Annotated in this window: 22 protein-coding genes; 8 read left to right on the forward strand and 14 right to left on the reverse strand. The window is 31.0% G+C overall.

Features of this window, described 5'->3' with window-relative positions:
- Nucleotides 1-58 precede the first annotated feature (58 nt).
- From CD129_RS11515 to CD129_RS11530, 4 genes are all read right to left on the reverse strand, one after another.
- Complete coding sequence (locus tag CD129_RS11515) at nucleotides 59-895, reverse strand: YitT family protein (protein ID WP_078358096.1); 837 nt, start codon at nucleotides 893-895, stop codon at nucleotides 59-61.
- Between the two features lie 160 nt (nucleotides 896-1,055).
- On the reverse strand, nucleotides 1,056-2,009 hold the full coding sequence (locus CD129_RS11520; protein WP_115337128.1) for an L-lactate dehydrogenase: 954 nt from the start codon (nucleotides 2,007-2,009) through the stop codon (nucleotides 1,056-1,058).
- 22 nt (nucleotides 2,010-2,031) lie between these two features.
- Complete coding sequence (locus CD129_RS11525; protein WP_107509441.1) at nucleotides 2,032-3,630, reverse strand: L-lactate permease; 1,599 nt, start codon at nucleotides 3,628-3,630, stop codon at nucleotides 2,032-2,034.
- A 613-nt stretch (nucleotides 3,631-4,243) separates the two neighbouring features.
- Entirely contained in the window at nucleotides 4,244-5,965 is a 1,722-nt protein-coding gene (locus CD129_RS11530; RefSeq protein ID WP_107509442.1) for an ABC transporter ATP-binding protein, read from the reverse strand.
- A 190-nt stretch (nucleotides 5,966-6,155) separates the two neighbouring features.
- Between CD129_RS11530 and pbp4 the strand changes: the two genes are divergently transcribed.
- Entirely contained in the window at nucleotides 6,156-7,529 is a 1,374-nt protein-coding gene (pbp4, locus tag CD129_RS11535) for a penicillin-binding protein PBP4 (protein ID WP_115337127.1), read from the forward strand.
- 81 nt (nucleotides 7,530-7,610) lie between these two features.
- The gene (locus CD129_RS11540) at nucleotides 7,611-8,360 is read left to right on the forward strand and encodes a M50 family metallopeptidase (RefSeq protein WP_078358091.1); all 750 of its coding nucleotides are present in this window, start codon (nucleotides 7,611-7,613) and stop codon (nucleotides 8,358-8,360) included.
- A 41-nt stretch (nucleotides 8,361-8,401) separates the two neighbouring features.
- Here the strand turns inward: CD129_RS11540 and CD129_RS11545 are convergent, their stop codons facing one another.
- On the reverse strand, nucleotides 8,402-9,049 hold the full coding sequence (locus tag CD129_RS11545; RefSeq protein WP_126577752.1) for a metal-dependent transcriptional regulator: 648 nt from the start codon (nucleotides 9,047-9,049) through the stop codon (nucleotides 8,402-8,404).
- Nucleotides 9,050-9,194: 145 nt separating this feature from the next.
- On the opposite strand from CD129_RS11545, the gene CD129_RS11550 reads away from it, so the two are divergent.
- From CD129_RS11550 to mntC, 3 genes are read left to right on the forward strand one after another with little or no spacing between them, the layout of a single operon-like run.
- Nucleotides 9,195-9,908 carry a metal ABC transporter ATP-binding protein gene (locus CD129_RS11550; protein WP_115337126.1) on the forward strand — a complete coding sequence of 238 codons (714 nt, stop codon included), beginning with the start codon at nucleotides 9,195-9,197 and terminating at the stop codon, nucleotides 9,906-9,908.
- Nucleotides 9,905-10,729: a metal ABC transporter permease gene (locus CD129_RS11555; protein ID WP_088369007.1), complete on the forward strand. Its 825-nt coding sequence runs from the start codon at nucleotides 9,905-9,907 to the stop codon at nucleotides 10,727-10,729. Before CD129_RS11550 ends, CD129_RS11555 begins: the two co-directional genes overlap by 4 nt.
- 10 nt (nucleotides 10,730-10,739) lie before the next feature.
- Complete coding sequence (mntC, locus tag CD129_RS11560; protein WP_107509447.1) at nucleotides 10,740-11,657, forward strand: manganese ABC transporter substrate-binding lipoprotein MntC; 918 nt, start codon at nucleotides 10,740-10,742, stop codon at nucleotides 11,655-11,657.
- A 379-nt stretch (nucleotides 11,658-12,036) separates the two neighbouring features.
- Here the strand turns inward: mntC and CD129_RS11565 are convergent, their stop codons facing one another.
- From CD129_RS11565 to CD129_RS11600, 8 genes are read right to left on the reverse strand one after another with little or no spacing between them, the layout of a single operon-like run.
- Nucleotides 12,037-12,528: a Na+/H+ antiporter subunit G gene (locus CD129_RS11565; protein ID WP_078358087.1), complete on the reverse strand. Its 492-nt coding sequence runs from the start codon at nucleotides 12,526-12,528 to the stop codon at nucleotides 12,037-12,039.
- The gene (locus CD129_RS11570; RefSeq protein WP_078358086.1) at nucleotides 12,506-12,799 is read right to left on the reverse strand and encodes a monovalent cation/H+ antiporter complex subunit F; all 294 of its coding nucleotides are present in this window, start codon (nucleotides 12,797-12,799) and stop codon (nucleotides 12,506-12,508) included. The genes CD129_RS11565 and CD129_RS11570 overlap by 23 nt, the downstream gene beginning before the upstream one ends.
- Nucleotides 12,799-13,281: a Na+/H+ antiporter subunit E gene (locus CD129_RS11575; protein ID WP_078358085.1), complete on the reverse strand. Its 483-nt coding sequence runs from the start codon at nucleotides 13,279-13,281 to the stop codon at nucleotides 12,799-12,801. The genes CD129_RS11570 and CD129_RS11575 overlap by 1 nt, the downstream gene beginning before the upstream one ends.
- A 2-nt stretch (nucleotides 13,282-13,283) precedes the next feature.
- Nucleotides 13,284-14,780 carry a Na+/H+ antiporter subunit D gene (locus tag CD129_RS11580; protein WP_078358084.1) on the reverse strand — a complete coding sequence of 499 codons (1,497 nt, stop codon included), beginning with the start codon at nucleotides 14,778-14,780 and terminating at the stop codon, nucleotides 13,284-13,286.
- Nucleotides 14,773-15,120, reverse strand: coding sequence for a Na(+)/H(+) antiporter subunit C (locus CD129_RS11585; RefSeq protein ID WP_078358083.1), 348 nt, complete (start codon nucleotides 15,118-15,120; stop codon nucleotides 14,773-14,775). Before CD129_RS11585 ends, CD129_RS11580 begins: the two co-directional genes overlap by 8 nt.
- Nucleotides 15,117-15,542, reverse strand: coding sequence for a monovalent cation/H+ antiporter subunit B (locus CD129_RS11590; RefSeq protein ID WP_078358082.1), 426 nt, complete (start codon nucleotides 15,540-15,542; stop codon nucleotides 15,117-15,119). Before CD129_RS11590 ends, CD129_RS11585 begins: the two co-directional genes overlap by 4 nt.
- Entirely contained in the window at nucleotides 15,529-17,928 is a 2,400-nt protein-coding gene (locus CD129_RS11595; protein WP_078358081.1) for a DUF4040 family protein, read from the reverse strand. Before CD129_RS11595 ends, CD129_RS11590 begins: the two co-directional genes overlap by 14 nt.
- Nucleotides 17,929-17,946: 18 nt before the next feature.
- The gene (locus CD129_RS11600; protein WP_107509449.1) at nucleotides 17,947-18,498 is read right to left on the reverse strand and encodes a tyrosine-type recombinase/integrase; all 552 of its coding nucleotides are present in this window, start codon (nucleotides 18,496-18,498) and stop codon (nucleotides 17,947-17,949) included.
- Nucleotides 18,499-18,634: 136 nt separating this feature from the next.
- Here CD129_RS11600 and CD129_RS11605 point away from each other — a divergent pair, with 136 nt between their 5' ends.
- Both CD129_RS11605 and CD129_RS11610 read left to right on the forward strand, forming a co-directional pair.
- Nucleotides 18,635-18,844 carry a DUF1659 domain-containing protein gene (locus CD129_RS11605; RefSeq protein WP_078358079.1) on the forward strand — a complete coding sequence of 70 codons (210 nt, stop codon included), beginning with the start codon at nucleotides 18,635-18,637 and terminating at the stop codon, nucleotides 18,842-18,844.
- A gap of 32 nt (nucleotides 18,845-18,876) precedes the next feature.
- Nucleotides 18,877-19,092, forward strand: a complete 216-nt coding sequence (locus CD129_RS11610; protein WP_115337125.1) for a DUF2922 domain-containing protein — start codon at nucleotides 18,877-18,879, stop codon at nucleotides 19,090-19,092.
- Between the two features lie 1,049 nt (nucleotides 19,093-20,141).
- Here CD129_RS11610 and CD129_RS11615 read toward each other — a convergent pair.
- The gene (locus tag CD129_RS11615; RefSeq protein ID WP_078358077.1) at nucleotides 20,142-20,471 is read right to left on the reverse strand and encodes a MarR family transcriptional regulator; all 330 of its coding nucleotides are present in this window, start codon (nucleotides 20,469-20,471) and stop codon (nucleotides 20,142-20,144) included.
- Nucleotides 20,472-20,733: 262 nt separating this feature from the next.
- Here CD129_RS11615 and CD129_RS11620 point away from each other — a divergent pair.
- A partial coding sequence (locus CD129_RS11620; protein ID WP_144437013.1) for an AraC family transcriptional regulator occupies nucleotides 20,734-22,014 on the forward strand: 1,281 nt, incomplete at its 3' end.

A 22,014-nucleotide genomic window follows, 5' to 3' on the forward strand; every position in this document is an offset into this window, starting at 1 on the left:
TTTTGAGACAAATAAAAACAAGCTAAGAATCCCCTTTTTCTTAGCTTGTTTTTTTAAATTATTCATCCACAAGGAAACCATTTCCGAGTACGTCCCTCACATCATGGACAACTACAAATGCATTTTCGTCGAATTTCTTGATCATACGTTTAGTTCTAGAAAGTTGCGTTTTAGCAATTACTACATACAAAACATCCGTATCTTTTTTCGAATAATATCCTCTACCATTTAAAATCGTACATCCTCTTCCAATTTGCTCATCTATCATTTTAGCAATTTGATCAGGATTTTGAGATATAATGGTTACGGCTTTTTTAGGGTTTAAACCTTCAATAACAAAGTCCATAACTTTAGTACCAACGTATAAAGATATCACTGTTAGTAATGCTTTTTCTAACGGCATTACAGTTAGTGAGAACATGACTACGATAAGGTCAAAGAATAGAAGAGCATATGATGTATTAACATCTAAATATTTATGAGCTATTCTTGCTAGGATTGTTGTTCCAGCAGTTGTTCCGCCAGATAACACTATTAAACCAATACCTAGACCGACCATAAATCCGCCAAAGATTGTGTTAATTAATATTTCGTGTGTCTCAACAACCCATGAACCTGTCAGACCTAAAAATACCGATATTGCAATAACCGCTATTATTGTATAAATTGTACTTCTCTTACTTAAAAATTTATACCCTAACGCGATTAAAATAGCGTTTAGTATAAACGTTGACCACGCTGGTGAAATATCATAAGCATAAAGTAGAATCAAAGAAACCCCGGTTACGCCACCTTCACCTAAATTAGCTGATATAATAAAGGCATTTACCCCAGTAGCAAATATGAATGATCCTACTAGTATTAATATCATATCTCGTAATAATCTATTTTTCATGACCTTACCTCCTTTTTATTTTTCAGTAGACATATAGATACTACCATAATCAGCAAATCCCCTCAACATGCCTATTTCAAATACAAAAAGGGAGTGGGATAGAAATCTAGTTTTATAAAAAGATTTCGTCGTCCCACTCCTGCAAGGATAAATTTTTATATTAAAATTGTTCTTCGAATGGTGCTTGTATATTTTTTAGTACTTTAACAGAGTTATCAAATAATGCTTTTTCCTCTTCATTTAAAGGCATTTCGATTATTTCTTTAATACCAGATCTATTAATTAAAGCTGGTACACCGATATAAACACCTTCATGTCCATATTCACCTTCTAGATATCCAGAAACAGTTAACACTACATCTTGATTGTTTAAAATTGCTTTAGTAATACGCATAAGCCCCATTGCAACTCCATAGTATGTTGCACCTTTTGCTTCAATAATTTCATAAGCTGCATCTCTAGTTTGAACAAAAATTTCTTCTATTCTATGTTTACGTGTTTCATCTTTTTCTATTATAGATCTTAATGGCTTACCTGCAATATTTGCGTGTGACCATACAGGTAGCTCAGAATCTCCGTGTTCTCCAATAATATTTGCATGTACGCTTTGTGGTGCTACATCAAATTCTTCGCTTAATAAATATCTGAATCTTGCTGTATCAAGAATTGTACCTGAACCGATAACGCGTTCTTTTGGCAAACCAGAGAATTTCATTGTTGCATAAGTTAAGATGTCTACTGGATTTGTAGCAATTAAGAAGATTCCATCAAATCCAGAACTCATAACTTCATCGACTATAGCTTTAAAGATTTTCATATTTTTTGCTACTAAATCCAATCTTGTTTCACCAGGTTTTTGAGCCGCACCCGCACAAATCACGACTAAATCAGCATCATTACAATCCTTATATTCGCCTGCTTTTACTTTGACTGGAGAAGGACCATAAATTGTTCCATGGTTTAAATCCATAACATCTCCATTTACTTTCTTCTTATCTAAATCTATGATGACAAATTCATCACAAATACCTTGATTGATCATTGAGAATGCATAACTAGAACCTACTGCACCATTTCCTACTAATACAACTTTGTTTCCTTTAAATTGTTTCATTATAACCGCTCCCTGTTTATTATTATAAAATCATCGCTAATATGAATGTCCACACACATATGAATATTAAAAATCCTATACTATATTTCAAAGTCATTTTGAGTAATTCTGACTCTTTACCAACTTCACCTACTGCTGCTGTTGCAATTGCTATTGACTGTGGTGAAATAAGTTTAGCTGCTACACCACCAGCAGTATTTGCTGCAACTAGTAATGGGCCACTTGTGCCAATTTGACTTGCTACAGTTGCTTGAATTGGTGCAAACAACGTATTGTTATTAACAACAGATCCTGTCATAAATACGCCAATCCAACCTAATACAGGTGAAAGTAATGGGAATACACTACCAGCTTTCGCAATACCTTGTCCCATAGCACCTGTTAAACCACCGTAAGTAGTAATTTTAGCAATCGCTAAAATGAAACATATCGTCAAAATTGGTAGCCATAATTCTTTAATTGTTAAGCCTAATAATTTAAACGCTTCACTAAATTTAAAATGTTTAGATATTAGAATTGTAATGATAATAGATATTAAAATCGCAGTACCTGTTGCACTAAATATGTCTATTTTTAATGTAATTAATTTATTTGTAATTTCATTTAATGTTCCAGGAATACTAATGTTCCATACTAATGATGATAATAAACCCTCTTCTGCAAACAATCCTTTGAAGAATGGCGCACTCCATATCATGACAAAAATAGTTAATATATAGAACGGGCTCCATGCATATAAGATCGTTTTAACAGAATGCTTTTTCGGTTGCATAACTTTTTGATCAGTAACTCTATAAATATTTTTAGGTTGATAAAATTTTGAGAATATTGCTAATGCAACCATTGATAATAATGGTGGAATAATATCAGCAAGTTCTGGACCTTGGAAATAAGTAATGAGTACTTGTAAAACTGTATAAGTTGAACTTACAACTAATATCATCGGTAAAATTTCTTTAACACCTTTTAATCCATCTAAAATCATAATTAATAAGAAAGGAATAAAGAAATTCATAATAGGCAATGTAAGTGTTGATATTTGAGAAACTTCTAATGCCGTAATATTACCATGTAAACCTAAACTATCCACTATTCCAACTGGTATACCAATTGCACCAAAAGCACCAGCAGCACCATTTGCAATTAAACATAACATTGCAGCTTGTAACGGTCTAAATCCAATTTGAATTAATAGCACACTACAAATTGCAATCGGAACACCAAAACCAGCAGCACCTTCTAAAAATGCATTAAAACTAAATCCAATTAATAGTAATTGTATACGCTGATCTTGAGATATCCCAGAAATACTATCTTGAATAATGCTGAATTGACCTGTACCAATAGAAACTTTATATAGCCATACCGCCATTACAACAATATAACCAATAGGAAGAATACCTTGGAAAAACCCTTCAGTTACAGCACCAACAGCTACAGTTTTTGGTAAATCAAATATAAAAAATGCAATTAATAAAGTTACGACAAGTGTTGTAATTGATGCATATATACCTTTCATTTTAAAAACTGTTAAACATAATAAAAATAATATAATCGGTATACTAGCGACAAGTGCTGATAAAGTTACATTATCTAATGGATTAATATTATTTAATAACACAACGAACAACTTCTTTCTTTTTTATTTTTTAAGATGCGCATCTTTTATATTTGTGTTTTTTTCACAATGTAAATATAACACCTCCAAAACCCTGGGTCAATAGCTTTAGCGCATATTATGTGAAAATATTCACGATAAATTTTATATAGATTTTTACGATTTTTTACAAACTCTTTATCTACTTGAATGGTTGCGTTTACATTATTGTCACTGATTTGAAAATTAATTTTCTACTTAATATTGTGTTAGGGACATAATTACGAGAAGTGTCCGTAAGGGGTGCTGTTAGGGACATAATTCTGAGTAATGTCCGTAAGAAGTGCTGTCTCTAAGGAGCATTATTCAGAATTTTGCCAGTTAGAACTTTCTAAGGAGCACTATTCAGAATTCTGCCAGTTAGAGCTTTCTAAGATGCACTATTCGGAATTTTGCTAGTTAGCCCAACCTAAGGAGCATTATTCGGAATTCTGCTAGTTAGCCCAATCTAAACTCCACAACCAAGTTCTTTCCCACTCGCAAAATAGAGCCTAGACAATTTATTGTCTAGACTCTATTTTGTGATTTTTAGTTGTTCTCATCTACCAAGTTCTATTACATTCTTAATTTTATATTTTTATTCCGTTAGGCTTTGCGTATTTACGAAATGTCTATACTTATCGTGTGTTGTTATTAACTCACTATGTGTACCTGCACCGGTAATTTCTCCTTTATCTAAGAAAATTATTTGACTTGCTTTCTTTATTGTTGCTAGTCTATGTGCTATTACTATCGTAGTTCTATCTTTCATAAGTTCATTCAATGCTTGTTGAATATAATATTCACTTTCACTATCTAAATTAGCTGTTGCTTCGTCTAATAGTAAAATATCAGGGTTCTTAATGAAACTTCTTGCTATATCTATTCGCTGTCTCTGTCCTCCTGATAATTTAGTACCTCTTTCTCCTATTTCTGTTTCAAATCCTTGTGGAAATTCCATTATAAAGTCATAACAACGTGCCATTTTTGTATAATGTATAAGTGTTTCATCAGTTACCGCTTCATTAATTCCATATGTAAGATTATCTCTTATCGTACCTGACATCATTGCATTAGATTGCATGACATATCCAATTTTCTGTCTCCAATATTTCAAAGATATATCTTGTATAGACTCGTTACCATATAATATTTCCCCGTGCTCTAGTGGATACAATCTTTCAATTAAACTGAACAATGTACTTTTCCCTGATCCTGATGGTCCTACAAATGCTGTAACTTCTCCAGAATGGATAGATAATGATAAATCTTTAATAACGAGATTATCTTCATATCCAAATGAAACATTTTTGAATGTTATGTCTTGATGGTCGGCTACAGGACGATTTGAATCTATCCCAATTTTTTCGATTTCTTCTTGATATATTTCATATATTCTTTCGCTTGCCCCAACTGCTTTTTTATAGTCCGTAATGAACATTGAGAAACTTAAAATTGGTGCTGATAATTGTATAACATAGAAAATCATCGCAACTAAAGTTCCTGCTGTAATTGCGCCACTTGATACTCTTATTCCACCAAATCCTAATATTATAGCGACGGTAACCGTCATTATAATTCCTGATAATGGTGATATAATCGCTCTTATTTTAGCTTCTTTCAAACCTAAATTATATATACTTAATAAAGTTACTTTCGTCTTTTCTAATTCGTTTGTTTCTGAAGTTGTTACTTTCACTAACTTCATTTCAGTTAATACTCTACCCAGCAATCCACTAAATTTAGCAATTTCAGTTTGTGTTTCTTTAGAAATTTTGCCCATTTTCTTCCCTAGTGGAATCATGATGCCTATAAAAATCGGTAAAATAATAAAAGTAATGAGTGTCATTTGCCAATCGAGAATGAACAACATAACAATAGAACCAATCAGCGTTAATAAAGAAGGTAATACGCTTGGCGCCTTTTCAGAAATAAATAAATTAATTACATTCGTATCATCAGTAATACGACTCATTAATTGGCCACTTTCATTCTTATCAAAAAAACTCATTTTTAAGTTGATGAGATGTTGCCAAAGCTTTGCTCTAATAGAGTAAATAGTTTTCTCACCAATTTTACTTAATAAATACGTACCTATACCGCTCAAAACAGCATTAGCTAAGAATATCCCTATAAATAGCCATACCATGCGTAAATCTAAATTTTCTGCATTAAATGTATCCACTAATTTCCCGGTAAATAATGGTACAAGTAAACCACTTAGACTGCCTAGTATAGATAGAAACATTGCCCAAAATACCATTTGTTTAGGCCAATCTACTTTTTTTAGTAAATATATCAACGGATTTTCATTTTTCATTTTAACTACCTCTTCAATAAATATAATGATTATATTTGTATTTTACAGCAAAATGGTATATACATACTAATTATAGAAAACTAATTTTACAAAAAATTAATATTCATTTGTTATCTTGTTATACGGAAGTTATTTAATTTATGTTAGAATGATATAGTTAATTTTAAAAATAAATAAAGAGGTCTTATTAATGAAAAAAAGTCTATTAATATTTTTTGCACTACTAATATTGAGCATTCCAGTAACTCAAAATGCATCTGCTGCTGATAACGCAAAGTCTCCAACAACTGTTGCCACCGAAAATGGATATTCACTTGGAGAAATATATGAACCAGAAGGCGCAATTAATTACAGTTCTGAAACTGGTCAAATTATGTATGAATATAAGATAGATGTTAAATGGTATCCTGCAAGTATGTCTAAGTTGATGACATTATACTTAACTGAAAAAGCAATCAATAGCGGTAAATTAGACAAAAATGCAAAAGTTAAAATGACAAACGAAGAATACCGTTTATCAACGTTACCTGAACTAAGTAATACAAAATTATATCCAGGTGATGTATATACTATTTCTGAGTTAATGCAAATTACAGTTTCTAACTCTTCAAATGCCGGCGCGATGATTTTAGGTAGAGAGACTATGAAAGCTGAAAATTTAGCTTCTGCAAAAAAGATAGATAAAAAAGATAAAGACTCAAATAAAAATACAGCTTCTAAACAACAAAAGAAAGATTTAGACTCTGACTTTGTTGATTACATGAATGAAACTGCTAAAAAAATAGGCATGAAACATACAAAGTTCTACAATTCTAATGGCGCATCAAATAATTTATTATTAGAATATAAAGCTAAGCGTTACCAATCAGATGAAGATAATTATTCTACATCTAGAGATTTCGCAATTCTAGCACAACATCTTGTAAAGCAGTATCCTGATATTTTAGAATATACAAAATTAGTAGCACCTACTGTTCAAAACGTTACTTATTATACTTATAACCACTCACTTGAAGGTGCGGATATGTCATTAAAAGGCACGGACGGTCTAAAAACAGGCTCAAGTGATACAGCTGACTATAACCATAGTCTTTCAACTAAAAGAGATGGTTTAAGAATCAATCAAATCCTTCTTGGTGCTGGTGACTATAATAGCGTTGGTGGTGAAAAAGAACGTAATATGATGGGTAACAGCTTAATGGAAAAATCATTCAATGAATATGAATGGAAAAAAGTATTATCTAAAGGCAAACAAAAAATAAACGGTAAAACTTATTATGTTTCAGAAGATCTTTATGACGTTGTGCAAAAAGGTGTAGACTATAAAGTTGTTCTTGAAGATGGTAAAGCCCATATCGATTACAAACGTACTTTCTTAAATGATAGCTATGGTCCACCAACAGTCAATGTGGAGTCACCTAGCAAACATAAATTTAATCAAACAAAAGAAAAAGTTACAAGCGAAGATAATAGACCTATGATCATGACCGCTTCAATATTACTTATTTTAGGAATATTGTTATTATTAACTTGGTTATTAAAACGTAAGAAAAATAATAAATAACATTAAGCCTTAAGCCCGACAACAAATACGTCACTTTAGTGTAGAATAGTATTAAACTATTTTATTCGAGGTGACGTATTTTTGATTCATTTTTTACCGAATTTTTTATCAGAACCAATCAATATATCATTAGTTACGATTACGATCATCGCACTAATATATGTATTTGTTCATCATAGAAGACAGCAACCTATTTTAAGTTTGATTGATATTATTTTAGGATATTTCCCTATTTTAATTCATGAAATGGGCCATGTGATTGCAAATAAACTTTCCGGTGGTAAACCGAAAGATTTAGTTGTTGTATGGCGTAGAAAAGAACGAACAGAAACAGGTAGACAAGGTTATGCTATCACGGGTTCTAAATCGCGATTAAATCAAGTTATAACAACATTGTTCGGTTATATTATGCCATCTATTATGCTTATTTTAGGTGTTTGGCTTAAACATCATACGTTTGGACCAATATTCTTAATTATCCTTCTTTTAATGTTTTTATACTATGTTATGCTTACATCTAAAAAGTTTATACCAACTATCATACTAGTTGTCATAGCTGCTGCATTATACGAAGTCATATCAGCACCAAATATACATGACTTTGGCCAAATCACCACTTATATATATCACTTGGGCTTAGGTACATTGCTAGGCGAAGTTGCTCAATCAAGCATCACGATATTCTTATTAACTTTCACACGATCAAGCCAAGAATGGGATGGTAGCCAATTAAGACAACTAACTAAAATCCCTACTATTGTCTTTAGTGTTATTTGGATTGCAATAAACGTATATGCAGTTATGTATACTTTTAATATTTTATGGTCATAAAAAAAGCCAATAAAGAATCGAGTTTTTCGATTTTTTATTGGTTATTTTTTTATTCCAAACAAATATGATGCATTTGTTTCGCTAATCATAATCGTTTTATTATTTAACTTTAGTTCTATAATTTGATTTAAGCTATCTTTATTACTTATTGTAACAACATTACCTATATTCAAGTCTTGATTACTTAAATAATCTAATAAATTCACATAGTCCATTACACGTTTAATGATAACATCGTCACCTACTTCAAATTCATTCAATGAAGTATTATATAATTCTTCAATTTGATTCTCTCTTGGAATTATTCCACCATGTGGACACGTCTTAGGATACCCCATCAACTTATCTATCTTTTCTATGAAACGATCAGATACTCGATTCTCTAAAATTTCAGCCTCTTCATGTACTTCATCCCACGAATACTCTAACTCTTCTATTAAAAATCTTTCAATTAGTCTATGCCTTTTAATGATATTCGCAGTATGGTCTAATCCTTTTTGTGTTAATTTCACACCTTTATATGGACGGATATCTACATAATCGTCTTTTTTTAAACGCAGCATCATTTCACTTACTGATGACGGTTTAATACCTAAATCTTGAGCTAAGTTTTTATTTGATACATAATCTGTCGTTCCATTTAATCCAAAAATTGCTTTTAAATAATCTTCTTGTTCTTCAGTCAACATCTGCTCTGACCTCGCTTTTATTATCATATTTTTATTGTACCATGATTTATTTTTACAAGCTATCTCTTGACTTCACCTAATTTTATAGTATAATCTAACTATAGTTTAGGTTAGCCTAAACTTATTTTTAGAAAAAGGTGATAACATGTTACAGGTTAAGAATATGAATTTATTTATAGGTCAACAGCACATATTGCATGATATTAACTTAAGAATTCAATCATCAGGAGAGCTAATAGGCATTATGGGGCCAAATGGCGCTGGAAAATCATCGTTTATCAAATCAATTTTAGGCGAATTCAAAGCAACTGGCTTTGCTTTTTGGAATGATAAACCTATTAAGCAACAACTCACTCAATTAACTTACATTCCCCAAAGAAATCAACTAGATTTAGATTTTCCTATTACAGTTAAAGACAGCTTAATAACTGGCTATTACCAAACTTCTGGATGGTTTAGACCGATGGCAAATGAAGCTTATATAAAAAGAGACCAATTATTATCTGATTTGCAACTAACTGATTTAAAAGATAAGACATTAAATCAATTAAGTGGTGGACAATTACAACGTGTTCTCTTAGCAAAAGCTTTAATGAAAGATAGTGATTTATTGTGTCTAGATGAGCCTTTCGTTGGAATCGACTTTAAAAGTGAAGAAATCATGATTCAAATATTACGAAGACTAAGATCAGAAGGTAAACTGATTTTAATTGTTCATCATGATATCCACAAAGCCAAAGCGTATTTCGATAGAATCCTCCTCCTCAATCGATCAGTAAAATTCTTTGGTTCTGCTACAGAAGCTTTATCTGATGAAAACATTAAAGAAGTATTTTTAAAGGAAGGCGTAACATTATGATTAACGAATTTATCTCATCACTCTTTCAATATAACTTTTTAAGTAGAGCTCTAATCACTGCCATCATAGTTGGGATTGTTTGCGGGGTTGTAGGAAGTCTTATTATATTAAGAGGTTTATCTCTAATGGGTGATGCCATGAGCCATGCTGTTCTACCTGGTGTCGCACTCAGCTATGTATTTAATATTCCAATGTTTATAGGTGCCTTAGTATCAGGCATGTTAACGAGTTTACTAATAGGATATATTTCACAACATTCGAAGACAAAAAATGATGCTGCAATAGGTATTATTTTCACTGCTTTCTTTTCCCTAGGTATTATAATCATTAGCCAAATCAATTCCTCTACAGATTTGTACCATATACTATTCGGAAACATTTTAGCAGTAACTTCAAATGCTTTTTATACAACGAGCATTGTAAGTATTATCGTGATTGCTTGTGTCATTATATTTTATAAACCACTCCACTTATCAACTTTTGATCCAATAGCGGCGAAAATGAGTGGATTGAATATTAAATTAATTCATTACTTTGTCATGATGTTGTTAGCACTTGTTACTGTAGCGAGCTTACAAACGGTAGGAATTATTTTAGTTGTTGCATTGCTAATCACACCTAGCTCTACTGCATTTTTAATTACTAAATCATTAAAAGCAATGATGATTGTTGCAAGTACAATTAGTGCAATATGTGCGGCCTGTGGCATGTATATTAGTTACCTATACAACTTACCTAGTGGCGCTTGTATCGTATTAGTATGTTGTTTAGTTTATATTATTACGTTCGCCATACATAAACTTAAATTAAAATTTATATAAGGAGTACATTATGAAAAAATTATTGTTTTCACTCATAGCTGTCATCTTATTATTGAGTGCATGTAGTCAATCTTCGTCTAAAAATGATAAACATTTAAAAGTCGTCACTACAAATTCTATACTTGCTGATATGACTAAAGAAGTAACTAAATCAAACGCAAAAGTCACAAGTATCGTTCCCATTGGTCAAGATCCACATGAATATGAAATCAAACCACAAGACGTTAAAGAACTTACAGATGCCGATGTTATCATATATAATGGCTTTAATCTTGAAAGTGGAAATGGTTGGTTTGAAAAAGCTTTAGAACAAGCTGGCAAAAAAATATCTGACAAAAATGTTATACAAGCTACAGAAGATGTAAAACCTATTTACTTAAAAGGTGGAGAAGGAGATAAAAACAAAGTCGATCCTCACGCTTGGTTAAGTATTGAAAATGGTATTAAATATGTAAATACTATCGAAAAACATCTGAGTAAAATAGATGGAAAATATAGTAAAGATTATAAATCGAATGCAGATAATTATACAAATAAACTTAATAAATTACATAGCAAAATGAAAAATGAATTTAATGATATAGATGAGAACAAACGAGCATTCATTACAAGTGAAGGTGCATTTAAATATTTTGCAAAAACGTATCATATAAAACCAGGTTACATATGGGAAATTAATACAGAAAAACAGGGTACTCCAGATCAAATGAAACAAGCCATTAATTTTGTTAAAAACAATCATCTATCATCATTAATCGTAGAAACAAGTGTAGATAAGAAAAGTATGCAAACATTAGCTGAAGAAACGAACCTTGAGATTAAAGAAGAAGTCTTTACAGATTCTATAGGTAAAAAAGACTCTAAAGGAAATTCATACTACAATATGATGGAACACAACGCCAAAGCAATACACAATAGTATGAAATAGTTATTGAATTTATAAAAAAGTCTGAGACAAATTAATTGTCTCAGACTTTTTTATGGACACCTTTCATGAGAAAGAGAATAACAACCTTATTGTCGACAGTTTTTCGTTGGAAAGTAAATAAAGTTACTTGAATTTATCTAGACGAACTAAACTTGATAAATTCAACGCCTCTATTTATCTAGACGAGCCAAACTTGATAAATTCAACGCTTCTATTTATCTAGACGAGCCAAACTTGATAAATTCAGTCTTTTTTTCACACTTTTCTCATTGAAAATCTCAAGCTCTTTTTTCTTATGGACACGTTTCATAAAAAAATGTCGGCAAAGTCCACGACTTTGTCGACACTATAAAATAAATTAATTGTCTCAACCTTTTTGCTATTTTAAAGTTTTGTCATCTTTTTTCATAACTTGTTTATATTTGCTAAATGTTTCTTTATCATTTTTAGAAAATGCTTCATTCATTAACTGTCTTTTTTCAGCTCTTTTTCTACGATCTTTTTTAGTTTCTTTTCGATCATATCTAAAGTTTAATGATGTTCCTTTTTTCGTAAACTCTTTCATATACATATATGAACCAGAATTGTATGCTGATCTAATAATCATATGACCTGCTACTGGTGATGTTAAATATAAGAATAATATTGTCAATAATGTACGAACACTGAAATAGTCTTGTGTTACTAAGAAATAGATAAATACACCTGTTAATGTAAGCAATACTGATAAAGTTGAGCTTTTAGTTGCAGCATGACTTCTAAGAAATGTATCTCTAAACCTAACAATACCAATTGCACTTATTAAAGCTGCAATTGAACCAAGCAATATAGATAAAGCAGCAATTAGACTAACGATCTCGCTTAGATTCAAAGACACGACCCCCTTCTATGAAACGTGAAATACCTACTGTACTCAAGAAGGAAAGTATCGCAATAATAAGACTTGCTTCTAAGTAGCTAAATGTATCAAAAACAATACTCAATACACCCACAACTGAAACTAATATCGCGCCAATTGCATCAAAAGCAATAACTCTATCTGCTGTAGTTGGTCCAATTATCGTTCTAAAAAGTACTATAACAATGGAAATACCATAAATAACAAGTGCTGTATTTATAATTGTTAAAATGATAAATGACATTATTTAAGCACCTCCCAGATTAGTTTCTCATATTTCTTAATTTGCTTAGTTAGAATTTGTTTTTCTTTTTCTGAAACATCAATTGCATGAATAAAGAATCTCCTACCATCAGGCGAGAGTCTTAACACGACTGATCCTGGCGTTAACATAATGAGTAGTGTTAACAATGTAATAGCCCAATCATGTTTCAACGTTGTCTCGTAAGTTACAAGTCCTGGATTTACTTTATTCGTTTTGAAAAGAATATAGTTTATAGTTGTCATACTTGAAGTTACAAGTTGATAGTTGTAAACACAAATAAATTTGAATATTACCCATACTTTTTTTAAATAGAAAACATGACCGAAAAACCTATGCATCAAGTAGACAATAAATATCCCTATAAAATATCCACCTATGAAAGTTGATAAGTGAAATGTATCTTCATCTTGAAATAAAGTCCATAAGAAGGCGATTAAAATATTTAATAATAGTTGTGCCATTATTACTTCGCCTCCACTTCTACATTTGGAATAATTTCTTTAATATATGATTGTTCATTTATATTAAATTGGGCAGCTAATTCTGAAATGTCTAGAACATATTGAGAAGCAATCCCCAACACAATTGTTGCTACAGTCAATATAACCATCGCATAAAGTTTGTTTTTAGATAGCACAACTCTCTCAGCTTGTGGAATGCCTTCTCTTCCAAAATACATCACCAAGAATACTCTCAGTAAGCTGTACATAGCGATTACACTTGAAAGAATCATCACAATGACACCGATTGTATAACCATTCTCTAAAGCACCTTTTATAATTAATAATTTCCCAGGAAATCCACTAAATGGAGGTACACCACCGATAGATAGTATAGTTATAAAGAATATAACGCCTAGACTTGGATAATATTTAATGAGACCACCAAATTGGTCATAATATCTCGTTCCAGCTAATAATACAAACGTACCTATGATTAAGAATAGTAAAGTTTTGATTATCATATCATGGCTGACATAGAAGATAGCGCCAGTTATACCGTCACTATTATTTGCACTTAAACCAAGTACTGCAAAACCAATAGACAAAATTACTTGGTAAGCAGCTATTTTTTTAATATCTTTAAATCCTAATACACCTATACTACCGATAATCATCGTAATAATAGCCATTATATATAGTAGAAAATGTGTAACGTCTGGCTTCTCATCAAACATAAGTACCATTATTCTAAGTAACGCATATACACCAACTTTAGTCATAAGACTTGCGAATAACGCAGCTAGTTCTGTGTTTAATGCAGCATACGCTTTTGGCAACCACATAAACATTACAAGAGCAGCCTTACCACCAAATACAAATATCATAATAATCGCCACTAAAGTAACTGTCGCTGGTTGATTACTTTCGCTCACTCTCATAGCTATATGGCCAAAATTCAAAGTACCTAACGTACCATATAAATAAGCAACACCCATCAAGAAGAACCATGAGCTTACGACGTTAATTACAACATAGATAATACTAGCTCTCAACTGTTCAATAGATTGCCCCAGTGTTAGTAATACAAATGAGGCTAAGAGCATAATTTCAAACATAACATACAAATTAAATATATCTGCTGTAAGAAAACTACCATTAACACCAGTTAGTAAAAATAGTATAAAAGATGGTAAAAAATATTTATTTGCTATTCTTTCTCGTTTACCAAAACCAAAATAAATAATAACTGTCACAACAAAACAAGAAACAGTCGTGAACAATAGCCCGAGTTCATCACCTACGAATTGTATTCCAAATGGTGGTTGCCAGTCCCCAAAATTAATTACTAACGCTTTATTTAAACTAACTTCTATTAACATCCAAGCAGTTATTAATGTTGTAATTGTTAAACTCGATATCGCGATACGTCTAGTTAACGTTAAACGTTCTTTAAAGAAGAACAGTATTAACCCAGTAATTAAAGGAACGAGTAATGGTATTAATATTAAATTATTCATCTACATCTTCATCCTCACCGCGTAACGCCTCTATTCTGTTCACTTTCGTTAACTTAAATGTTCTATATACTAAAACAAGTAAAAATGCTGTAATAGCAAAACCTATAACGATTGCAGTCAATATTAGCGCTTGTGGTAAAGGATCTACATAATCTTTACCTTCTCCATTTATAAGAGGGACATTCTTCCCACCAAATTCACTCATTGATAAAATCATTAAGTTTGCTACGTGTGTATAAATTGCTGTCCCGATAACAATTCGAATTAAGTTCTTAGATAAAATCATATATGTTCCTACAAAGGTCAGTACACCTATTATAATTACAAGTATTAAATTCAACTGTTATCACCACTAATCGCAAGCATGATTGTTACAACAGCTCCAACTACAGTGAGTAGTATACCTAGCTCAAATAGTGTAACACTTGATATATGAATTTCACCTAATAGCGGTAATGTGACATAACCGTCTTCGTGAGTTAACATTGGATGACCAAAAAATATTGGTATAATACCAGTTCCGATAGAGATTAAACAACCGATAATCGTCACTGCTCTAAAATCCAAAGGCATTGATTGGACAACTGTTTCAACATCAAAAGCTAAAAACATTAAGATAAAGGCTGAACTAAAAACAAGTCCACCTATAAATCCTCCACCAGGGTTATCATGACCTGCAAGAAAAATATAAAATCCAAACGTCAAAATAATAAAAATGGCTATTTTGGATATCGTTTCTAATACCACATCATTTTCTTTCATTAGGATCACCCTTTCTTATCTTAAATTTAACTAAAGTGAATATACCTAAACCAGCAATCAAAATAACAATACCTTCTAACATTGTATCGAGTGCTCTAAAGTCTCCGAGTATACCGTTCACTATATTTTTAACGCCTGCTAATTCGTCGGCATGCTCATAATAAAATGAAATTTTGTCGAATAAACTATCTTGTTGCATCATTATAACGAAGATTACGACAAAGACTGCCATTAATAAAGAAATCGTTAATTTAAATACTTCACTTAACACATGAGGATTATCCTTTTGTACGTTTGGCAAATGGTAAAATACTAATAAAAATAACACTGTTGTGATCGTTTCAATTACTAATTGTGTAAGTGCTAAATCTGGTGCTTTCATAAATATAAATACCACTGCTATTGAATATCCTATTACACCGTTTAAGATGGTCATCGTCATTCTTTCACGAATAAACATTAATGCTGTCGCAGTTATCACGATATTAATTAAAATAATAATTTCAAATGTTGAAGCATCTGTAATATGATAATAAGCTATATCGTAAATACCTACTTGATAAATACCGTATCCCATTATGACAAAGAATATAATATATATAATGTGCAAGTATTGATTCAATTTATTGTTCATTATACTTTGAATTGAGAACGTACTTACTCTATCTAATAAACTCATACCTTGTGTATAAAGCGTATTAATTTCAAGTTGTTTAGAAAACTTACTATATATAACATCCCATTTAGGAAATAGCACAAGTAATGTACCACAGATATAAATACCTAATGTTAAGAATAATTCTACTGTGAAACCATGCCATGCACTAATATGAGGTAAATGATTCATAACTTGACCATCTTGGAATATATCTCTTAACGCTGGTCCAATTAAATATTCTCCTAATAAATTAGGAACAAAGAATATTGTCGGTACAAACAACACGATTATAAATGGTGCAATTAACAATCCACCGCCATCATGACGAGGTACTTTAGGTAATTGTTCTTTTTTTATTTGTCCAAAGAATGGTTCTTTAATTAACTTAATACAATAAACAAATGTAAAAATGCTGCCTATAAATCCAGCTGATATCATTACAATGGACATTACTTGATTAAATATTTCAGTATGTCCTGTTTCCACTAAACTAGTAAAAAATGCTTCTTTACTTAAAAAACCATTAAACAATGGAATACCAGCCATAGACAGTGCACTTATCGTCATAACAACTGCTGTTATTGGCATAATTTTTCGTAATCCACCTAGCTTTTTAACATCTCTTGTGCCTGTTTCATGGTCAATAATGCCAACACCCATAAATAGAACACTTTTGAAAATAGCGTGATTAATTAAATGGAATAATGCTGCAAACAAACTTGCTAAAAAGATTTCATTATCCGCTTTAAAATCACTGTTTAAAGCAAGTAATCCTAAACCAATCATCGTCATAATCATACCGAGCTGACTGATTGTAGAATAAGCTAGCATTGCTTTTAAGTCTTTCTTATTTACTGCAAAGAAAGATCCTACCAATAAAGTAACTAACCCAACTGTAACAACTGTATAAACAACCCATTCACTTTGACCAATAATTGGTGTGAATCTTAATAATAAATAAAGTCCTGCTTTAACCATTGTTGCTGAATGTAAATAAGCACTTACTGGCGTTGGTGCTTCCATAGCATCCGGTAACCAAATATGGAATGGAAACTGTGCTGACTTCGTAAATGCTCCGAGTAAGATTAAAATGACTGCAAGTACAAACCATGGTGATTCAAATATTTTATCAACCATACCCACTTGTTCAGTAATTGTATTCGTACCCGTAATGCTATTTAGCAGAATTAAACCTACTAACATAGCCATTCCACCAAAAACAGTGATTAAAAATGATTTCAAAGCACCTTCTTGACTTTTCCCACGTTGATACCAATATGAAATAAGTAAGAATGAAGAAATACTCGTCAATTCCCAAAATGTATATAACAAAATTGTATTATTAGAAAGTACTACGCCCAACATTGCGAGCATAAACATTAATAAATACGTATAAAATCTTGGAAGGTTATCTTTTTCATGAGATAAGTAATAAATGGCATAAAGGAAAACACCTGCACCAATTAATGAAATAAGAAGTGCAAAAATTAAAGATAAGCCATCAAGTCGAAAATCTAAATTAACATCAATGATAGGTATCCATTCTTGAAAATAAGTAACTATATTTCCAGTATAAACATTCCTAATTTGGCTAAGAAAATATATGGAACTAAGTACTGGAGCAATTAAACTTAGCCAACCTGCAAATCGACTAAACTTTGTATTCATAGTCATAAGTACAATTGACATTACAACTATAATCATTAAAAACAGCCATACTAAAGCCATACACTAACTCCTTTCTCTCTATATATTAAGTTCTATTGTCGTTTCTTTTTTAATAGTCGTTACGTCAATAAATTTTAGTGTCTCTAGTAAAGATTGATGTCCAAGATACTTTTGAATAATAGATACAGAAATCCCGGATTTGAAAGCATGATATGCAAAAGTTTTTCTTAACGAGTATAACCCAATATTCTTGAGCCCTACCTCTTCAGCAGCCACATGAATAATTCTATAAGCTTGTTGTCTCGATAATTGTTTTTTTGTTTTGATGGACATAAATACAAAGTCGTCTCTCTTAAGCCCTTCTTCCCTTATAAAAGATGACAAACTCGATCTTAAATGAAGAGGAATGACCACTCTTATTAAATCCTTCTCATCATTAATCCAATTATATTTAATATCATTATCCTCATCTAATAAATCCTGAACAGTTAAAGTCAATAATTGATTAACTTTCATTCCAGTATGAATAGCCAAGCTAAACAATAAATAATCTCTTTCACTATGTGATTTAAGCACTTCATACATTGCTCTTATATCGTCTTTATTCTTAATTGGAGATACTTGTTGCATGCAATTTGTCCATCCTTCCTAATTAAGGTACATATTAATAATAATATATATTTGAGTAACATGAAAGAAATTTTTACCTTTTTTTGTCGTTTTTACAAAGATATTTCGATATATAAGTTGAAAGGAGGTATTAATTATGGAAACAGTTAAAGACATTAACATCATATTATTACATCAATATTTAGACGAAGCCTCTAAAGTGAAAACTGTTCAACGAAAATTTAATGCAATTAATTTAAACGTTACTCCTGAACAAGTTAAAACTTTTAAAGCTATCATCGAAACATTAAGCGACGAAAAGTTCAAAGATGCTTATATCGTCAAAACAATTCAGATAGAAAATTAATACTATCTGATAATAAGTTAGGAGGTGAAAACATGAGAAGAGTATTAGAATTAACATTTAAGACATCAACTGAAAAAACATTTACACTCCAAATTCAAAATCCAAAAGCAGATTTAACAAAAGAATTTGTAGAGCAAGCTATGAATAAAATCATGAAACTAAACTTATTGAATTTATCAAAAGGAGAATTAGTTTCAATCCATTCAGCGCAATATATAGAGCGTAATACTCGCCCTTTAATTAAATAATCTATATACAAAAAAAGTGGCTGAGACAAATTAATTGTCTCAGCCTTTTAGTATTTGGTCATTTATTTTTACACAAGTCGGAAGATGTGTAAGCATGGGTAGTCATATTCACACATATAGGAAGATGTGTAAGCATAGGTAGCTATATTCACACATACCAAAAGAAGTGTAAGTATAGGTAGCTATATTTACACATACCAAAAGAAGCGTAAGTATAGGTAGCTAGCTATATTTACACAAGTCGGAAGATGGGTAAGCATGGGTAGTCATATTCACACATATAGGAAGATGTGTAAGCATGGGTAGTCATATTCACACATATAGGAAGATGTGTAAGCATGGGTAGTCATATTCACAAATATCAGAAGATGGGTAAGCATGGGTACCTATATTCACACATATAGGAAGATGGGTAAGCATGAGTAGCTATATTTACACTAGTCGGAAGATGGGTAAGCATGAGTAGCTATATTTACACTAGTCGGAAGATGGGTAAGCATGGGTAGTTATATTCACACATATCAGAAGATGTGTAAGCATAGGTAGCTATATTTACACATGTCGGAAGATGTGTAAATATAGGTAGTCATATTCACAAATATCAGAAGATGTGTAAGCAGGGTTACCTATATTCACACATATAGGAAGATGTGTGAAAGATTTTTATACATAAAGCACCTCGTTAATTTAGTTTTTGTCATGATCAATTAAATTATACGAAAGTGCTTTATTTTTTTGTGAAAATAGATATTGAGAACGATTTTGTGAAGTGCTGACGCCCGAGGGAATAGTATGAGTGAGAGACTACAGGCTCGAACCATACCCTCTGGCAAATGCACTACAAAATCGCAAGATTATATAAAAATAGATATGACTAACGATTTTGCAAGTGCTGACGCCTGAGGGAATAGTATGCGTGAGAGACTACAGGCTCGAACCATACCCTCTGGCAAATGCACGAACAAAATCGTAGATTTTATAAATAAAGAAACGAGAGCTAATCCGAAAAATATGGATTAGCTCTCTTTATTTGAGAATTCTTATTTTTGTTAAATATCTTGAACGAGTGCTTTATAGTTCTCTTTATGCTTTTCATCCATGAAGTAATATACTTTTCTTTCATCAAGATCACTTCTATATTTATCTATTAAACCTTTTCTATACAACTTTGCTAAGTTTGTACCTATATTTGAAGGTCTCGTTTCGAGTTCTGTTAATTTACCGTTTAGTATTTCTTTTATCGTGATTTCTTTAGCTCTGAATATTTCTTCTAATATAATAAATTCAACTAGCGATAAGCGTTTATCATTTTTTAAATTTGTTATTTTATTTTCATAATCTATCATTTCTTGAATTGTTTTGTTAAATATTTCTGCCACTTCAAACCCTCCTGTTTTAAATTCTCCCGATTTTTAATAGTTCGCAATACATAAATTTCATTAATTATTATTGTAACCCGTTTTAAATTCATATTTTGATTAAATCGATTAGAATATTTGATTTATTATAATACAACTTATCTTTTTCAACGAATCAGGTAACATATAATTACTTTTTTTGATATTATGATAGTATAAACATTTAAAATATGACGATATTTGATGTTATATTCCAATTTTTGTCTTTCCATGAGGTGGTTATTTGTATAATTACGAGATTACTTTACATAAAGAAAGCATTATTAATCCTAAAAAACCAGGATTTGGTGCACTATGTTTTATTTTAGAAGGAAAAACGGATTTAACTTTAAATCATACGAGCTATACTTTTAATGTCGGAGAATTATTCTATTTACAGGATAATGATAACTATTTACCTATTATTAATAATGGTTTAGTTGCTATTCTTCATATTAGTTACTCAATGATGGAAAGTTTAAGTGGAGAGGAAGCTTTCGTCTTTAACATTCCTAGAACTACAAAAACCAATGAATTAGATAGATTTAAACACCAAATTAAAGATTTGTTTATTAGAGCTATATTAGCAGATTTAAACAACGTAAAAATTAGACGTAGTCATTATGTGGTAGAAATTTATAAAATTTTGTATGAACGATTTAAAGTTGATACTAAAAACTATGGACAAATCGAAATCAAGTTAAGTAGCCTTATATATAAAGTTAAACAATATATTGACCAGCATTATCATGAAAGACTTTCACTCAATAGTGTAGCAAGCCAGTTCTATATTTCTCCAGAACATTTATCACGAGAATTCTCGAAACAAATGGGAACGACATTTATTCAGTATTTAAAAGAAACGAGATTATTCCAAGCAACATATGCTTTATTGTTCAGTCAATTTAAGGTTGAACAAATTGCTAATAGTCACGGTTTCTCCAGTTATCACAATTTTAATCGACAGTTTAAGGAACAATTTCATGTAACACCGAACCAATATAGATTACAATATAAAAAACACAAAATTAATAAAGAAAATGAAAATATTTCTAATGATTATAAAGATTTACTCATTTCTAAATTGCAAAAAATGATGCAAAATAGATCGTTCGTACATGAGTATAAAAAAATGTCTTTTAATGATGGTCCACTTAAAACATTAAGAGCCAATCATAAGACATATTTACATATAGGCGATGTTTATGATTTCTACTCACCTTTTCTAGGTGAAATTTTAGAAAATGTAGAAAAAATGACTCAAACACCTATTATCATCATTCACTGTTCAGTGAAGAAATTTTTCAATGATGAACATAAAGAAATTTATAAACAAAATTTAGGTTTTTGTTTAAGTATGTTTTCAGATACTCGAATTATTCCATCTATAAAATTATACGATATTGATTTAAACGATACTAAATTTAAAACAAACTGGCATGAACTAATAGATACGATACATAATTATTTTTATAATAAAAATGGAGAAATATTCTTTGATATAAACTATGCCGATGTTTATCAA

The organism is Mammaliicoccus fleurettii (genome assembly GCF_003970575.1).
In the GTDB taxonomy this organism is placed as follows: domain Bacteria; phylum Bacillota; class Bacilli; order Staphylococcales; family Staphylococcaceae; genus Mammaliicoccus; species Mammaliicoccus fleurettii.

Bases quoted from the DNA above. Each gene is read 5' to 3' on its own strand.
- CD129_RS11515 (WP_078358096.1), bottom strand. From the start codon at position 895: ATGAAAAATAGATTATTACGAGATATGATATTAATACTAGTAGGATCA.
- CD129_RS11520 (WP_115337128.1), bottom strand. From the start codon at position 2,009: ATGAAACAATTTAAAGGAAACAAAGTTGTATTAGTAGGAAATGGTGCA.
- CD129_RS11530 (WP_107509442.1), bottom strand. From the start codon at position 5,965: ATGAAAAATGAAAATCCGTTGATATATTTACTAAAAAAAGTAGATTGG.
- pbp4 (WP_115337127.1), top strand. From the start codon at position 6,156: ATGAAAAAAAGTCTATTAATATTTTTTGCACTACTAATATTGAGCATT.
- CD129_RS11545 (WP_126577752.1), bottom strand. From the start codon at position 9,049: ATGTTGACTGAAGAACAAGAAGATTATTTAAAAGCAATTTTTGGATTA.
- CD129_RS11550 (WP_115337126.1), top strand. From the start codon at position 9,195: ATGTTACAGGTTAAGAATATGAATTTATTTATAGGTCAACAGCACATA.
- CD129_RS11555 (WP_088369007.1), top strand. From the start codon at position 9,905: ATGATTAACGAATTTATCTCATCACTCTTTCAATATAACTTTTTAAGT.
- mntC (WP_107509447.1), top strand. From the start codon at position 10,740: ATGAAAAAATTATTGTTTTCACTCATAGCTGTCATCTTATTATTGAGT.
- CD129_RS11570 (WP_078358086.1), bottom strand. From the start codon at position 12,799: ATGTCATTTATCATTTTAACAATTATAAATACAGCACTTGTTATTTAT.
- CD129_RS11575 (WP_078358085.1), bottom strand. From the start codon at position 13,281: ATGGCACAACTATTATTAAATATTTTAATCGCCTTCTTATGGACTTTA.
- CD129_RS11580 (WP_078358084.1), bottom strand. From the start codon at position 14,780: ATGAATAATTTAATATTAATACCATTACTCGTTCCTTTAATTACTGGG.
- CD129_RS11590 (WP_078358082.1), bottom strand. From the start codon at position 15,542: ATGAAAGAAAATGATGTGGTATTAGAAACGATATCCAAAATAGCCATT.
- CD129_RS11595 (WP_078358081.1), bottom strand. From the start codon at position 17,928: ATGGCTTTAGTATGGCTGTTTTTAATGATTATAGTTGTAATGTCAATT.
- CD129_RS11600 (WP_107509449.1), bottom strand. From the start codon at position 18,498: ATGCAACAAGTATCTCCAATTAAGAATAAAGACGATATAAGAGCAATG.
- CD129_RS11605 (WP_078358079.1), top strand. From the start codon at position 18,635: ATGGAAACAGTTAAAGACATTAACATCATATTATTACATCAATATTTA.
- CD129_RS11610 (WP_115337125.1), top strand. From the start codon at position 18,877: ATGAGAAGAGTATTAGAATTAACATTTAAGACATCAACTGAAAAAACA.